Origin of the sequence: Lederbergia sp. NSJ-179 (genome assembly GCF_022867885.1) — a bacterium.
In the GTDB taxonomy this organism is placed as follows: Bacteria; Bacillota; Bacilli; order Bacillales; family Bacillaceae_C; genus Lederbergia.
The window spans coordinates 1-15,813 of sequence record NZ_JALIFP010000059.1 but is presented as its reverse complement, the minus strand read 5'-3'; the positions used below and the strand labels follow the sequence as shown (position 1 = coordinate 15,813).

General features: G+C 36.7%; 19 protein-coding genes and 2 pseudogenes. 7 read left to right on the top strand and 14 right to left on the bottom strand.

Features of this window, described 5'->3' with window-relative positions:
• Window positions 1-183: ATP-binding protein (locus MUB24_RS21970; protein ID WP_244705176.1), on the top strand; the 183-nt coding region annotated here is incomplete at its 5' end.
• Between the two features lie 8 nt (window positions 184-191).
• On the opposite strand, the gene MUB24_RS21965 is transcribed toward MUB24_RS21970, so the two are convergent.
• From MUB24_RS21965 to MUB24_RS21955, 3 genes are all read right to left on the bottom strand, one after another.
• Window positions 192-752 (bottom strand): response regulator, encoded by a 561-nt coding sequence (locus tag MUB24_RS21965; RefSeq protein WP_244707687.1) that lies wholly within the window; start codon window positions 750-752, stop codon window positions 192-194.
• A gap of 27 nt (window positions 753-779) precedes the next feature.
• Window positions 780-2,540 (bottom strand): sensor histidine kinase, encoded by a 1,761-nt coding sequence (locus MUB24_RS21960; RefSeq protein ID WP_244707685.1) that lies wholly within the window; start codon window positions 2,538-2,540, stop codon window positions 780-782.
• A gap of 139 nt (window positions 2,541-2,679) precedes the next feature.
• On the bottom strand, window positions 2,680-3,732 hold the full coding sequence (locus MUB24_RS21955) for an ABC transporter substrate-binding protein (RefSeq protein WP_244707683.1): 1,053 nt from the start codon (window positions 3,730-3,732) through the stop codon (window positions 2,680-2,682).
• Between the two features lie 269 nt (window positions 3,733-4,001).
• Between MUB24_RS21955 and MUB24_RS23380 the strand changes: the two genes are divergently transcribed.
• Window positions 4,002-4,124 carry a hypothetical protein gene (locus tag MUB24_RS23380; RefSeq protein ID WP_280517118.1) on the top strand — a complete coding sequence of 41 codons (123 nt, stop codon included), beginning with the start codon at window positions 4,002-4,004 and terminating at the stop codon, window positions 4,122-4,124.
• A 98-nt stretch (window positions 4,125-4,222) separates the two neighbouring features.
• Here MUB24_RS23380 and MUB24_RS23790 read toward each other — a convergent pair whose 3' ends face one another.
• The 5 genes from MUB24_RS23790 to MUB24_RS21935 form a co-directional block, all read right to left on the bottom strand.
• Complete coding sequence (locus MUB24_RS23790) at window positions 4,223-4,336, bottom strand: VanZ family protein (protein WP_396426807.1); 114 nt, start codon at window positions 4,334-4,336, stop codon at window positions 4,223-4,225.
• Window positions 4,337-4,408: 72 nt separating this feature from the next.
• Entirely contained in the window at window positions 4,409-5,233 is an 825-nt protein-coding gene (locus MUB24_RS21950) for an EcsC family protein (protein WP_244707681.1), read from the bottom strand.
• 97 nt (window positions 5,234-5,330) lie between these two features.
• A complete protein-coding gene (locus MUB24_RS21945) occupies window positions 5,331-5,720 on the bottom strand; it encodes a sporulation protein (RefSeq protein ID WP_244707678.1) in 390 nt (129 codons plus the stop codon).
• 17 nt (window positions 5,721-5,737) lie between these two features.
• Complete coding sequence (locus MUB24_RS21940) at window positions 5,738-5,863, bottom strand: FbpB family small basic protein (RefSeq protein WP_244707675.1); 126 nt, start codon at window positions 5,861-5,863, stop codon at window positions 5,738-5,740.
• Window positions 5,864-6,231: 368 nt separating this feature from the next.
• Window positions 6,232-6,417: a type Z 30S ribosomal protein S14 gene (locus tag MUB24_RS21935; protein ID WP_244707673.1), complete on the bottom strand. Its 186-nt coding sequence runs from the start codon at window positions 6,415-6,417 to the stop codon at window positions 6,232-6,234.
• Between the two features lie 204 nt (window positions 6,418-6,621).
• Here MUB24_RS21935 and MUB24_RS21930 point away from each other — a divergent pair, with 204 nt between their 5' ends.
• From MUB24_RS21930 to MUB24_RS21920, 3 genes and pseudogenes are all read left to right on the top strand, one after another.
• Window positions 6,622-6,858, top strand: coding sequence for a hypothetical protein (locus tag MUB24_RS21930; RefSeq protein WP_244707671.1), 237 nt, complete (start codon window positions 6,622-6,624; stop codon window positions 6,856-6,858).
• A gap of 199 nt (window positions 6,859-7,057) precedes the next feature.
• The gene (locus MUB24_RS21925; protein WP_244707669.1) at window positions 7,058-7,495 is read left to right on the top strand and encodes a DUF2243 domain-containing protein; all 438 of its coding nucleotides are present in this window, start codon (window positions 7,058-7,060) and stop codon (window positions 7,493-7,495) included.
• 105 nt (window positions 7,496-7,600) lie between these two features.
• Window positions 7,601-8,964 (top strand): annotated as a pseudogene (locus tag MUB24_RS21920) (amino acid permease).
• 31 nt (window positions 8,965-8,995) lie between these two features.
• Here the strand turns inward: MUB24_RS21920 and MUB24_RS21915 are convergent.
• A complete protein-coding gene (locus tag MUB24_RS21915) occupies window positions 8,996-9,625 on the bottom strand; it encodes a LysE family transporter (RefSeq protein WP_244707667.1) in 630 nt (209 codons plus the stop codon).
• Between the two features lie 138 nt (window positions 9,626-9,763).
• Here MUB24_RS21915 and MUB24_RS21910 point away from each other — a divergent pair, with 138 nt between their 5' ends.
• Entirely contained in the window at window positions 9,764-10,096 is a 333-nt protein-coding gene (locus MUB24_RS21910; protein WP_244707665.1) for a hypothetical protein, read from the top strand.
• Window positions 10,097-10,343: 247 nt separating this feature from the next.
• Here the strand turns inward: MUB24_RS21910 and MUB24_RS21905 are convergent, their stop codons facing one another.
• The 5 genes and pseudogenes from MUB24_RS21905 to MUB24_RS21885 all read right to left on the bottom strand — a co-directional run bounded on the left by MUB24_RS21905 (window position 10,344) and on the right by MUB24_RS21885 (window position 14,969).
• A complete protein-coding gene (locus tag MUB24_RS21905) occupies window positions 10,344-11,405 on the bottom strand; it encodes an NAD(P)-dependent alcohol dehydrogenase (RefSeq protein ID WP_244707663.1) in 1,062 nt (353 codons plus the stop codon).
• A 445-nt stretch (window positions 11,406-11,850) separates the two neighbouring features.
• Entirely contained in the window at window positions 11,851-12,945 is a 1,095-nt protein-coding gene (locus MUB24_RS21900; protein WP_244707660.1) for a glycerol dehydrogenase, read from the bottom strand.
• 249 nt (window positions 12,946-13,194) lie between these two features.
• A pseudogene (locus MUB24_RS21895) lies at window positions 13,195-13,654 on the bottom strand (hypothetical protein).
• Window positions 13,655-13,659: 5 nt separating this feature from the next.
• Window positions 13,660-14,448 carry a hypothetical protein gene (locus MUB24_RS21890; protein WP_244707658.1) on the bottom strand — a complete coding sequence of 263 codons (789 nt, stop codon included), beginning with the start codon at window positions 14,446-14,448 and terminating at the stop codon, window positions 13,660-13,662.
• A gap of 68 nt (window positions 14,449-14,516) precedes the next feature.
• A complete protein-coding gene (locus MUB24_RS21885; RefSeq protein ID WP_244707655.1) occupies window positions 14,517-14,969 on the bottom strand; it encodes a hypothetical protein in 453 nt (150 codons plus the stop codon).
• A gap of 276 nt (window positions 14,970-15,245) precedes the next feature.
• On the opposite strand from MUB24_RS21885, the gene MUB24_RS21880 reads away from it, so the two are divergent.
• Window positions 15,246-15,813, top strand: a 568-nt coding sequence (locus MUB24_RS21880; RefSeq protein WP_244707653.1) for an IS1634 family transposase, incomplete at its 3' end; no start/stop codon positions are given.

Sequence of the window (15,813 nt, the reverse complement as noted above, 5' to 3'; positions counted from 1 at the left end):
AACCGTTCCTCTATTATCTTGACCTCAAATAAAGCTCCAAAGGAGTGGGGTGAGTTATTGGGGGATCCAGCGATAACGACAGCCATTTTGGATAGAATTATCCATCGGGCAGAAGTCATACACTTAAATGGAGATAGCTACCGAATGAAACATCGAGCTACGATTTTCACTGAAAAAGTGTAAAAAATAAATTATCGAAAATTGTAACATTCTACTTGACGGTCACAACTTTTCCTAAAATTTATATCTAGTAATTGTACTTGTACCTTTACTTCTTCTTCTGTATATTGACCTGAGCACCAATTAAGCAAAAATTGTTCTTTTAATATTTGTTTATTTCCCTTGAACTGTAAATATAGATTTGAATTTCTTTCTCTTTTTTGTAATAGATCAACAGCGGTTTTAACCGTATTCTCTAACTCTTCCTTTCTAACTGGTTTTAATAGAAAGTCTAACGCATCCATTTTTATAGCTTGGTGTGCATAACTAAATTCATTGTAACCAGTAATGACAATAAATATAATATGAGGAAGCTCTTTTCTTAACTTTTTCATTAATTCGATTCCATTTAGAAATGGCATGTTTATGTCAATAAACATGATATCCGGCCTTAACTCTATAGCCATTTCTAGTGCGATTTCACCATCTTCTGCTTCACCCACGACATCTATCAAGTATTCTTTCCAGTTAAGTGACTTCTTTAATCCCCTTCTAATAATCGTCTCATCTTCTGCAATGAGTAATTTCCACATAAATATCCCTCCTATTCTATATATGCTTTACGTACGTTTAATGGGGAGTATTGCTTGAATCTCCGTTCCTTGCTCATACTCACTAAACACTTCTAATCCATACTTAGCACCATAGGATAGCTTTATTCTCTCATTGACATTATGCAGACCATAGCCCTTTCTATCTGTCGTTCCCATCATTTTAAGCGAATGGTTTAACTGCTTTAACATTTCTTCTTTTATACCTTTGCCCGTATCCATCACACATAGTAGAAGGTTTTCATCCTGCCGAGTTACCGTAATGGTTATTCTTCCTTTCCCCCTCTTATTACGGATCCCATGATAGATAGAATTTTCTACCAATGGTTGTAAAATTAACTTAAGTATTTGATAATCTTTTACTTCCTCATCGGCTTTAATATCATATTCTAGTTTTGACTCGTATCTGGTCATTTGAATAATTAGATAGCTTCTAACATGCTCTAATTCTTCTCTAATACTGATAAATTCCTTACCCTTATTAAGCCCAATCCGAAAAAGGGTTGTCAGAGAGTTTACCATCTCTGCAATTTTGGGGGCTTTATATTCATAAGCCATCCACTGGATTGTATCTAGTGTGTTATAAAGAAAATGAGGTTGGATCTGTGCTTGTAACACTTTTAGTTCCTCCTCTCTTTTGCTTTTTTCTTTAACATATAGTAGTTGGATTAACCTATCTATTTCTTGAACCATTTTGTTATAGCTGTTACCAAGTTGCCCAACTTCATCATTGTATTTTGAGTTAAAACGGACATCAAAATGTCCTTCTTCCACATTTCCCATTAATGTTTTAAGCTTATTAAGCGGTTTGGTAATCATATTTGCAAAAAACACAGATACTATCGAACTAATAGCAAGTGTTATGATAGCGATTACAATTGTGAAGTGCTGAACCTCCGTTACGACTTTTGTCGTTTCATTTAATGAAAATACCCCAACAACTTTCCAACCTATATCTGGAATGGTATTATAAATAATTTGATACTTATCATCATTGATGTTTTTTTCAATCGGTGGTGAATTTTTTGCCTGTAGCCAACTTGGATGTATGCGGTATACAATGGAGTTCACTGGTGCATAAACAATTTCCCCCTCTTTATCAGTTATAAATATGAAGCCGCTGTTTCCAATTTTTATAGATTCAATCACGTTTTTTATAAAATCCAATTTTAAATCCATTAAGATAACACCGGTTACTTGATTTGTTTCAGGGTTCTTTATAGCCTTTACTAAGGATAATACGTAATTCATTTGATAATTCACTTTATTTTTTATATTTCTTCCAATTGGATTACTAATAAGCTGAATATTTTCGGGTGATTGTATTGCCTTTTTATACCATATTTCCTTAGTAAGTGGATCTCTAGAAACACGTAATATTTCATTGCTTACAACATGATCATATTGATTAACAAGTAATATTCCTGCAATTTCGGGATGTTTTTGTTTATATATTTTCATCTTATCCTTTATCTCACTTACACTTTTCTTAGAAGGAGTTGATCGTTCCATAAATTGTGCTACTTCTTTTTCATTGGTTATATAATCCATAATATTATCGTTTTCTTGAATGACCATTTCAATGTTGTTCCATACTTGATCAATCATCTGAATCGTATGCAAGTTTGCCTCTTCTTCTAAAGATTCTTTATAAGTTTTTCCCCCAATTAAACTTAATGTTGAGACACACAAAATAATTATAATGAAGAAGTAGGACAGAAGTTTAAATCGAATACTTTTATTATTAAAGTAGTTTCGTAACTTAGTCACATTGATTTCTTTTCCTCCTTTTTAGTAATCCTCTCATATTTTTCAAGATTTTCCATAAAAAACCAATTATACTAGCTATTTAAACATAAGAAATCGAGATTGTAAATTACAATCTCGATCTTACCGTTCCTTTCATTATCTAATATTGCCGATCAGGCAAAGCAGCTTTTGCTTCTTCTGCGCCTACAAATACTGTTTCTTCTGTTTTAATCCATCTTTCAATTTCTTTTCCTGCCATTAAGTCTTTAGCTGCTTGAGCAAGCTGTGGTCCAAGTAACGGGTTGCACTCTACTATAATATTGGATTTTCCATCAGCAACAGCTTCAAAAATATCTCCAATTCCATCAACTGATACGATTTTAATATCTTCACCTGGCTTTAAGCCATATTCTTCAATTGCCTGGATTGCCCCCAGTGCCATATCATCGTTATGTGCATAAACAGCGTCAATGTTATCACCATCAGATTTTAAGAATGCTTCCATTACTTCTTTACCTTTTGAACGGGTGAAATCACCCGTTTGGGATTTAATGATTTTATAGTTATCGTTTTGATCAATAACATTCTTAAAACCTTTCATACGGTCGTTTGCTGAACTTGCACCGACCGTGCCTTGAAGCTCAACAATATTTGTTTCTACATCTTCCCCAATAAGATTAATTAATTCTTTGGCACCATTTTCACCCTCTAGGACAAAATCAGAACCAATAAAACTTGTATACAAACTTTCATCTTCTACTTCAATCCCACGATCCAAAAGGATTACTGGGATCCCAGCATCTTTAGCTTCTGTTAGAACAGTTTCCCATCCCGATTCAACAACTGGTGCTAAAGCAATAACATCAACTTTCTGAGCAATAAAGCTTCTAAGTGCTTTAATTTGGTTTTCTTGTTTTTGTTGTGCATCTGAGAATTTCAATTCGAATTCATCACTATTTCCTAAAGTTTCTTTAACAGACTCTGTTTCTGCCGTTCTCCACCCACTTTCCGCACCAATTTGAGAAAAGCCTACAACGATTTTATCTGGTGAAGCATTCCCCTCTGCATCATTTCCAGATGTCCCACTCGTCGTGGTCCCTTCCTTTTTTTCCCCTTTGCTAGACGCACCTTCTTGTCCACTACATGCGGCAAGTAAGAACAGTAGTGTTAATGATGCAAACAGGATAAACATAAGCCTATTTGTTCTTTTCAATGCATTCTCCCCTTTTTTAAATTTTATCTAACTGTTTCTAAGTTTAATGAAAAAGATACAAGATGTATTTATAAAAAAACTCATTTTTTTGTAAATTTCAGTTTTCTATTTTGGACCCCAACCAAATTACATAAAAGATCGTAAAAAATAGCTAGAAATTATAAATATTAAATTTGCAAATTGTGTTAATTTTTAAATATAACAGCAAGGGGAAATGGGGAGCTATCTCAGCGATAGTCGATAATCTATTTTACGAGGGAGGAACAAATGTGAAAAAAATAATAGGAATACTTGTAGGAATCATCCTTATTGTAGGCATGATTAATGTACCTAAAGATGTTCATGCTGGAGAGCCAACTATGGATGTTGGACATAGTACGCTTACCTTTTAAAAAAAGACCGACTTTAAACAAGACCCTCAAATTTCATTTTTAAAGTATGATACAACATAAAAACATTCCCACTAAAACTATTGACACCTTACACAGTCTTAGTGGGAATGCTTTTTTTCAATATAAGACGAATCAATAAGTACATTCCTATCAATCAGAACGTCCTTGACTTCCGCTCCTCTGCCGGGTACAAATAATTGGTGCACTTTCATAGGAAATCGCAAATAAGACACAAACAGCTCAAGCAATCCCTTTCCGAGGAGACAGACGAATAAAGCCCCCCATCATTTTACATCCGTTTCCTTTGTATGGTGATCATATTGTCCTAGACGTTCTTTAATCCTTCTCTTTCGATAAAGCATCATCCCTGCTTCTGATAGATTATTAACCGCGGAACGATTGATAAAAGCCCCGAAAATCAATCCGGCAATGGGGATCATTTGGAATACCTTTTTCCAACCGATTTGATCTCGGTATGTCATTACGACTTCTCTCCATCCTTGTAGTTCAGAAATAACATCTCTTTTTTCCCCTTGAACCGTGGAATCTATTAGGGACAATTGTTTTAATATCGCCTGTTTCCCGACAATATCTGAAGAAACAAACTGTAAGATTTTCACAATATACACTCTTTCCTTCTTATCATTCGGATTATACCCGTAGCAAATGGCAATGTCTTGAAGGATTTTTAATTGAAGGCCTAGAAGCAATGGAATATCAATCGATAAAGTGATAATTCCTCCGATACCAGTGCTTGCGCCTTGAAAGGTTGCCAAGCGTTTTCGGTTATTTTTGAGTTTGCTCACAGCATGATCCATTTCAGCGATAGGAATGAAATCCAAGTCCTCCAATGTACGGATATTTTTATGAGGATAATAGGATTTCAATGAGGATACCGAACTTAAATATCTTCCCCCTGATTGAATATACTGACCTAATTCATCTAGAATGACACCAATTTTCCGTTGTAAAAAAGCAGGTGTGAGTTTGTCCAGAAGCTTGAATGGAAGACGGCCAATTTTTTCCCAAAACCATAATCCATTCTGATCCTTTTCCCATTCCCCACACTTTTTCAATTCGACAAGTAGTTGCTCTGTCGTTTCCATCATATGTTATGAATCCTTTCCTATAATATAAAGTTTCATTTTTTCTGATCGTTTATATCAACTAAAATTCAATTTCTATTCGGGTAGTATGGTACACTTGTCACTGAATGATGCGGATGATATCCTGGTCTTTACTTTCTACTCCTTCGTTAAAAATAAGCTTTGTGTTAAAACGGTAAAATATTGCTTCTGTCGAAACGGTGATCGTAGTTGGTATCTTAAACGAAAATGATATTTTATAACATTCTTCTGATTGGATCCGTTTTGATGTCAAAATGGTTGGTGTATCCATTATTTTTTCTATTCCTTTAGATTGGTCAATCTTGATTAATTCACAATCAATTCGTTTTATTTGTTGTTCGATGGTACCGCCTTTAATTAAATAATATCCGCTAATATATTCACCAGCCTTATAGGTATCCTTAGGAAGAATAAGATCTATTTGTGCCGAACCTATTCCTAAAAGAGACATATATTTCCTTAGTATCAATGAGCATCCTCCTGGAATCATTTTTTTACGTTTAGATATTTTTCATCTATACGTTTCTCAATTTTTTCAATTAAAGCCTTATCGTTAAGAAGTTCTTCCTTATTTTTGCTAATTAACTCAGTTAGCGTTCCTTTTCTTTTCATTACTGTCACCTCTCTTTCGTTTGATACGTTGCAGGAAGGCCATATCATCCTTGCTTGTATGTTGATCCCAACGATTGTCATTATCATTTAGCGAGAAATTGTCAGTTGTCATTCGTTAAAATCGACCATAGAAAAAACCTTTACCATTTTTCGGTAAAGGTTTTTTATGCAAAAAGGACCCTTACCGGACTGGTAAAGGTCTCGCTAACAACGATACGTTGCCAACAAAGCCAGGAGTGTATAACTCCGTAGTGATGACTTTGTTATAAAAGCTACTCCCCTTTAGGAGAACTATTCAACTTAATACATTTATTATAAAATACTCCCTATTGAGTTGTCAACATCCTTAGGTACGTTCTAGTTTTATACTACCAGCTTGCTTTTTTAATTCCGGGAATTTGCCCCTTGTAAGCAAGTTCACGGAAACAAATTCGGCAAAGCTTAAATTTCCGAATAACGGAATGTGGACGACCACAGCGTTCACAACGGGTATATTCTCTCACATTATATTTTTGTTTGTGACTCTGTTTTACAACTAATGACTTTTTCGCCATCTTATTCCCTCCTTTTTAATTGTGGAGGTAGGAGCGCCAATATAATTATAACTCATTTATTATAATCCATACAAAGGTAAATTCTGGTTAAAAAGTTACGCGACATTGGAGCCTTCAGTATCATTCGTCCCCCTCTAAAATATGCATATTTTCATTTCCAACAGGAAAACATATTTTATGTAACTTACAAAAGGAGTGAAGAAAATGTCACAGCAAATTCAACAAGCTCTTCAACAAATTCAGCAGATCGCGCAACAATTACAGCAAACCGAGCAGCAAAATGCTCAACAATTCCAACAAGCTCAAGGTCAAAACGGATCCCAAATGGGAACGCAAGTATCAAACTTCGCCCAAAAAGAACAAAATGCTGCTCAACAGTTACAACAGATTCAGCAACTTGCATTGCAATGTGCCCAACAATTACAACAACAACAACAATAACCCATAGGCGAAAAATTCTCAAGGTAAACATCTCATTAAAACAGCAGTAACTATGGAGCCGTTACTTTCTCCTTAAAAATAGTGAGGCCTTTTTGGCTCACTATTTTTTACTATAAATCATCGAATCATTTGTAATGCTCAAAGAGCTAATTAAGATAGCCCTTTAGAAAATTCATTTTTTTAGCAGGTGATGGTAAATATGAAAAACCGATCATTCATTGGTGCTTTTGTATTTGGAATGGGCATTATCGGTATGCTTGATGGTATTTTTCTTCATCAGATATTTCAATTTCATAGTATTTATATGTATACAAATAGATTTAATCAAATCGTCAGTGATGGTTTATTTCACCTTTTTGTGACCGTGATTATGTTTATTGGTGGTTATTTATTGTGGGAAAGCGATAGTAAAAAGCTTCATAAGCCTAAACATATTTTTTGGGCTGGGATATTGTTGGGTGGAGGAATTTTTAATTTAATTGAGGGTATTGTGAACCACCATCTCCTACAAATCCATCATGTTTATTATCATACAAACCATGTTTTACTTTTTGATCTGTTATATGATGCTTTTTCCCTTATTCTCATTGCATTAGGTTTATATCTTCTATTTTTATCAAAAAAGAAGACAAAGTGAAGAACGAGGCCCAAAAAAGCATCTTTTTTCTTTTTTATTTTGATGCCGTACATAATATAATTTTCTCCGTTCATAATAATTCAGTATGAATGGAGGGAATTTTACATGGAAATTCCAGCGCGAGCAGGCGGTAAGGGAGATAAAAAGGGAGGAAAAAAATTAGCGTGGTGGCAGTTATCCCTTCTTGGGGTTGGATGTATTATTGGGACAGGTTATTTTCTTGGTTCGGGAATTGGCTTAAAAATGACAGGGCCATCCATGCTTATCTCCTTTATATTAGCGGGTATTGGCACATATATCGTTGCAGAGGCTTTAGCCAAAATGTCTGCTCAAGATCCACAAAAAGGGTCTTTTCGATCTTATGCTAAAAAAGCCTATGGCTCTTGGGCAGGTTTCAGTAGTGGATGGGTGTATTGGTTTTCCGAAATGTTGATTACCGGTAGTCAACTTACGGCTCTTTCCATCCTTTCACGATTCTGGTTTCCGAATGTTCCTCTATGGTTGTTTGCTTCCGGTTTCGCCATTCTTGGAGTGATTGTTGTTGTGATTGGGACGAAAGGGTTTGAGCGGACCCAAAACGTTTTTGCTGTTATTAAAGTGGCAGCCATTATAATGTTTATCGTCCTCGCAATAGGCGTTCTGTTTGGGCTTTTTGGTGGAAGTCATCATGATATGAAAATACCCACTAACCTGAACGAGTTCATGCCTAATGGAATGAAAGGGTTGTGGTCCTCCCTTATCTTCGGTTTTTATGCATTTGGTGGAATCGAAATTATGGGGATTATGGCGGTAAGATTGAAAAAGAAAGAAGATGCCAAAAAGGCCGGAACCATCATGTTAATATTGTTAACATCCATCTATTTAATCTCTCTATTATTGGCAACAAGTTTAGTCGCTGCTGACCAGTTTAATACAAAAGAAAGCCCATTTGTCATTGCTCTTGATGCATACGATATTACTTTTTTCCCCATGTATTTAATGGCGCAATCATTATCGCAGGCTTTTCTACTATGGCTGCCTCTTTATTTGCCGTAACAAGTATGGTCGTCACCTTAGCTAAAGATGGGGATGCCCCGAAGTTTTTTTCAAAAAAAGGGAAGTTAAAAGTTCCTCCTTTTGCCTTAACCTTAACAATCTGCGGATTGATTGTATCCATTATTCTGTCCCGTATTATGCCAGATCGTGTGTATGAATACATTACAACAGCAGCCGGATTAATGCTCTTGTATAATTGGTTTTTTATCCTTGTATCCTTTCCCAGGCTTATTAAAGCGACTAGCCTTGATCATGTAAAACGTTTTGCGGGAATGGCTTTAATTCTCCTTGCCGTAAGTGGAACCTTAATTGACCAAGCAAGCAGACCCGGTTTTTTTGTCAGTATATTATTTGTCGCTATTGTCGTGGTTGTCGTTGTGATTATCCATTTTGCTAAGAAGAAGAAGAAACATGGAGATCCTCAAGGGATCTAAATGGGATTTCTATAAGGGGTTCGTTTTCACGTTATTTAAAAAATAATAATTTTATTGCTTGAATCCCAAAGTAGATCCCAAAGCCGATAAGGGACAATCCCGATAAAATCGAGATAAAGGCAAGGATTTTATCTGTTAAAAGCCTTCTAAAACTGCTCGCAACACCCGCCATAGTGACATCCCAAACCATCAAGCCAATAAAAATCGCTAAGCTATAAACCATTACACTTGCTGTATCATATTCGGAGGCTGTTTTCGCTAGGACGGATCCATAAATACCCAGCCAGAAAAGAATCGTTAATGGGTTCGAAATGGACATGAAAAAACCGGAAAAGAAGGATTTTGATCGGGATTCATCCCTTTGTCTTGAACTAAAAGTCATTTTTCTTGCGCTTACCAAACTTTCTACTCCCGTATAAACAAGCACAAAAAATCCAAAAGACCATAGAAATGTTTGCATAAAGGGGATTTCCAGAAAGTGAACGACTCCGAGATAAACGGCCAGCATGTAAATGAGATCTGCTGTCATGGCTCCCAATCCAACAAGCCATGCATGGAAAAATCCACTTTTTATGCCTTTATCTAATTGTGCAGCATTAACGGGCCCAATCGGTGCCGCTAATGAAAGACCAAGAAAAACATAACCAAAAAAGACACCCATGAACACAACTCCCTGCATACATAAATGATTTTTGTATTTTCTAATCAGGAAAAGAGTTGTACGTTACCCTGACTAGGAATAAATGAAAGGATTATGAGGACAATAAAGTCAAACTTGTATGATTTTGGAGGTAGGACAATGTCTATTTTTGTATACCAAACGTTTGAGATTCATCAAGATAAATTTAAAGAAGGAATGGACAATTTAAATGAAATGAAACGATATCGAAATGAGCATTTTGAACATAAGGTCGATATATTAACACCCATTACCGGACCGGACCATACATATGCACTCCTTGCCACCTATGAAGGACTGGCAGAAATGGAATTACAAAACAAAAAAATGTTTGATGATGAAGAATATTTGAAACTGGTTGGAGAATTTTTTCTAGAAAATATTGTCCAAGGCAGTATGAATACACAAATATTTCGGTCTATGAATGATAAGAAGCAGAAGGAAGATTCCTAAATAAAACGGAAAATCCTCTGCAATTATAGACCCAAAACCTGTGATTCAAGATCTTAAAAACCATTGTTAATCCTTTTATCCGGTTAGCGTTGATTGGCTTGTGCATATAAAACCTAGCTCAATAGCCGCCCCAATCAGGAAAAAGTCATAACTTGTACATTCTATGTGACAATTTTTCAGCTTATGTACTCTTGTCCCAAAAAACTCTCCAAAATGATTATTTGGAGAGTTTTTTATAAAAATGGCATTAATTGGCTAATTCTTCATTTGGATAGATCATGATTTTAATACTTACGTCTTTCTGCTGCCTTGCCATTTCAACTGCTTCTTTAATATCTTTTAATGCAAACTTATGTGTAATGACTTTTTCAATATTAACGTTGCCGCTACTCAAAGCTTGAATGGCAGCCGGATATGTGTTTACGTAACGAAAAAGACCATAAACATCCAACTCTGAGTCGACGAGTTGGGTAATATCGATCGGAATTTCAGTCGCTGTTGGCATCCCAACAAAGACGATACGGCCGCCTCGCTTTGCCACCTTGATTGTTTCTGCAACGGCCCTCTGATTGCCGGATGTTTCAATAATCACATCAATACCTTTTCCGCCTGTCCATTCATCAAGTTTTTCTTTAAGGTTCTCCTTCGAAGGATCAATGACTGCCGTTACACCCATTTCTTTCGCTAATTGTTGACGAAAAGGTACAACGTCCGTCGCATAAATTTCATTGACACCATAGATTTTTGCCGCTTGTATAGCCAACAGTCCTATCGGTCCTAATCCAGTCACCAAAACTTTATCAGCCGGTGTCACTTTCCCTCTGCTCATGGCATGCATCCCGACTGAAAGAGGTTCAAGCAGAGCCCCCTCTTCATAGCTCATTGTACCCGGCAATTTGAAAAGAAAGTCACTGCGAACCGCTACATATTCAGACCATGCACCATCTACCGGCGGAGTAGCCATAAACACGACATCTGGACATAAATTATATCTACCCGATTTACAATATTCACAGCGGCCACATGTCACACCTGGTTCAACCGCTACACGTTCCCCCACTTTTACGTTTGTTACCTCTTCCCCTACTTGAACAACTTCCCCCGCTAGTTCATGTCCTAAAATGATGGGAGCTTTTACTTCATATCGGCCAATTTTTCCATGCTCATAATAATGAACATCTGAACCACATACACCGATACAATAAACTTTCACCAAAGCCTCATCAGATTTCGGAGTTGGGATTTCTACTTTTTTTACTTCTATATCCATTGGTTTATGTAATACGGCGGCATTCATCACATTAGACATTTTTTCTCCCCTTTCATAAAGTAAAGCTTGATTTACGCTTTTATTTCCACTTTGTCCACAACCCGCAATGACTACATGGCAACCATGAAAGCAATCGCAAAGCTTTTCTCCATTTCACTTTCCCCTCCTATGAAAATAGGTGATTTTCATCGTGATTGATAAACCCCTCATGCTTCATGGCTGACCGTTAATACGAAATAAAGAAAAAAACTCCTAGCCTATCTTTCTCTTTTCAGACTCCATTGACTATATACTAAATTTAATCTTCTGAACAGATCTTTTTCTCTTAATTTATCAACGAATTCTCCGTTTTCTTGACTGAAATCATCGCCAAGTCTCAAAAACGGCACAGCAAGCGATTAGTCGGAAATGGCCGAAACTATAAAAATAAGGAGACACCTCATCAAAAACCGATATCCATTAATGGATATTGGTTTTCATCCCCTTATTCCCTAACGCTTAGCTGATCAACAGCTAGAATGGCGTTGGCCACATCTTCGGCTGTGATTTCACTCGAAAGATTACCCATTGTTTCTCCTTCTTGCGTGGCAGCTTGTCCCACTTTTAGAAGTTCTTCATACGACACCTGATCCAAATGCATTTCTTTTAATGTGGTTGGTAGGCCAAGCTCACGGTAAAATTGAATATACTTATGCAACTCCTCTTCAGGGTGGAGTTCTAACATTAATTGAACAAGTGTACCATAAGCCACCTTTTCACCATGTGTAAGATGATGGATGTCGCCATCAAGCACAGTAAATCCATTATGAATCGCATGAGCCCCAGCTAACCCACCGCTTTCAAAACCGAGACCAGATAGCAAAGTATTTGCTTCAACCACGGCTTCAACATGCTTCGTGACGATGCCTTTTTGAACAGCTTTGTATGCGGGAATTCCGTATGCAAACAAAGTTTCTTCACAAGTTTTGGCAATCGCTTTAGCCGCAATGCTTGTCCTGCCACCCGCCATAGCTGTCCCATTACTTCTTATTGTCGCTCTGGCTTCAACCCACGTAGCCATCGCATCCGCGATCCCAGAAGCAAATAAGCGAGCCGGTGCCTTGGCCACTACTTCCGTATCCACTAACACTAGATCAGGATTCTTTTGATAAAATTTATACGATTCAAATACACCATCCTCACTATATATAACAGATAAGGCACTTGTCGGAGCATCGGTCGAAGCAGTGCTTGGTACAATAACGACACCTGTATCTAACTCATCCGCAATTGCTTTGGCCGTGTCAAGGGTTTTTCCACCGCCTACTCCAATCACAAGATCAACCTGGTTGGCTTCTCCTTCTTTAGCAATTCGATGAATTTCGTTGACAGAAGCTTCACCTTTAAATTCTACAAAGTAAAAATCAACTTTTTCAGCATAAAAGCTTTCCATTATTATATCTTTTGTAATACCCCAAACAATATGATCTGAAATGATAAGGGGCTTATTCGTCATATTTTTCACATGAGACGCAATATCTTTAAGGGCACCTTTTCCTTGAACATATTTATTAGGTGAAACAAAAATAATATTAGACATATACCATCTCTCCTTTTGAATAATGTAATACTTTATGAATAGCATACCACTTTTGAATAATATCGTGAATACGTTCACAATATTTTCAGAAATACTTATTACTTGGGTACCCATCAAAACAGTGAATCAAATGATATAAAGAGTTTGTTCTTTCTAAAAAAGAAACAGGATTAATACCCGACTTTTTGGACATCGTCCAATCTATTGACTCAGATCCGAATTAAGTACTAATAAAGATCCTTCATTTTTTTATTTCACTTTTGCTACTCCTAAAGCAAAGTGATTCCAAAGAATATTTTCCACTAATTCAGCCTGCGCCTTCTCACAATCAATAATAAGAATCAATTCGGAATGCTCTCCTTTTAAAAAGTCTCCTTCGTTTCTTAATTCCTAATTCTATTAACAGTCTAATCCCAAATCCTAGAACAAATCCTATAAATGCAGCCAGTAATCCCCAAATAATCGGCCCCCAGGATAATTTAAAGCCGATACTCGCCCCTACGACAGAAAAGGCTGTTCCTAATGCCATCCCTATATCGATTAGTGATGTGCCATCTGCACGGTGAAGTGTATCAAACAACTCAGGCTTTTCCGTCCGATTATCAAGTGGAATGGCATAGATATTTTCTTTTGGTATACCCTTTTTTTCCAATGTAGCAATAGCCATTTCTAACGCCATATGATGTTCAAAAGTAGAAAATACCTGCATCGTTATCACTTCACCTTTTGCCCTTTTAAAACTTTAAAATGACGATCTTGATAATTTTGCTTTAAAAAGCTTCGTTGATCTCTGTTGAAAAGCTTATTATTTTCTACTGTATTCAAGTAAGCATCATACATGGAAAAACCGTATACGGAAGGTAGGAATAATAGCCATTCTGCCTTTAGAACGGAAGTTGCCAGCTGTACTTCTCCTACAAACATAAGAGTAAGCGCCTCAAAAAAGTGGGAAAAATAAAAAAACAGCACCGCCCAGATAATAACAAAGAAAGCTGTAATAATTCTGTGTAAATAAAGCTGTCCCAATCCTGGTACAAATAAAGAAGTAACGATAGCCATGATAGGGTTCCTTTTATCCAAATAGTTAATTTCTAATAACCCGATGCTAAATGTATTCATACGATGTTCTTCACGTTCTGCCAGTACGAAAAGTTTATTCATATCTACCGTTGTTCGATAAGTATCCCAAATCCCAAAAAAGTATACGGGTGTATATAATAATAGCCATCGCGTATCTAATACTTGCGCTACTTTATCAAATTCACCTTGAAAGGTATAGATGATCCCCTGATTGATATTAGCTTGCAGGTTCACGATTACTTCCCAAATAAAAAGGACAAATCCTCGCAAGTATTTGGACAAAAGAAGATGCCCGAATCCAGGAAAAGCTGCACTCCACCAAGCAATAATATAGGGATTTCTTAAATGAATTTGCGTGGTACCAAATGTACTGACATGTGCTAAGTAACGTCTCGCTGTATTGTTATTCGTGTAATTATCCATTAGAAGCTCCTACAAATGATATCATTCATTGATCCATTCTTTACTCTTTGGACAATAAGAAAAATCATTTATTTCTCTCGTTTTTTTAATATTCTTAGTATCTTCAAATTCCAATAAAGAATGAGTAAAATGAATGGATAAAGTAAGGCAGAGTAGACTAAACGCCAATGATTATAATGAAAAACTCCCACTTGAACAGTTATCCATTCGTACATAGTTGTAATGAGGGAATGCCCTATAATATAAAGCACCTGATTACGCCTTGTTTCCGGGAAGAAATTCAAGAAAATAATATTGTAAGGTGGAAATACTCCAAAATGAACGATTAAGGTTCTAAATTCTATTCCCCCCTCATTAAAATAACCATAAAGACCAAGTTTAATGGAAAGGTATATATCAGCAATCAGCACAAAGGTTACTGAAAACCAAGAAGTTGCATACATTTCCATTAAAGTTATACGTTTAGGCATAAAATAAATAATCGCACAAAATAAGGCGATAGAGAGAAGAATGAAAAGCATAAAGCAAATCCACCATTCTTATGTGTTTACATTATTCTCTACAAAGTTTGTGAGAATTATGTACAGAGTGCTTCCTTTTAATTGATCATTTCAATCATAGTTCAATCGCCTCCTCCGCTTATTACAATAAGTCGGTGAGTTTCATCTTCATTTACAACATTCAAACCTGTTAAACCCCATATTCCGCGCCCCTTTAAAAGCCTAAAATCTTTTTTTGCAGGAATTCCCCCACGTCCTATCGAAGGGTAAGGGTATGAATACCGTGGGGTGATTGCAATGAATAATCCAATTCCGCAGATTCCTGACTTTCAAGTATGTCGAGTCGGATCGGCTCCTGTTGTTCGTCAATTAATAGACAAATTAGGACTCATCGATCGAATCGATCAGCTCTCTCCTGTTAAAAAGGAAGATTGCCATGTTTCTGTCGGCACACGTATCGCTGCGCTGATCATTAATCAACTGACGGATCGAAAAGCCCTTTACAAGGTAGAGGAGTTCTATGAACGGCAAGATGTTGAATTGTTATTTGGTACGGAAAGAAAGGCTAGTGATTTTAATGATGATGCGTTAGGAAGAGCGTTGGATGCCCTCCATTCGGCGGGGCTTCAAGAGGTTTATATCCAGGCAGTTCAAGGGATTCGCGAAGCAGTATCCGACTTAAGCTGGGACCATCTTCATTTTGATACAACTTCTTTGGTGTATACAGGGGAGGCGAAAGAAGAGGAGGATCTTGTGAAGATTGTACGTGGTTATTCCAAGGATCATCGACCTGATCTACCGCAAATTAAAATCGGAATGGGAACCACAGCACAAGGGCTTCCCATCTATGGAGAAGTCTTAGATG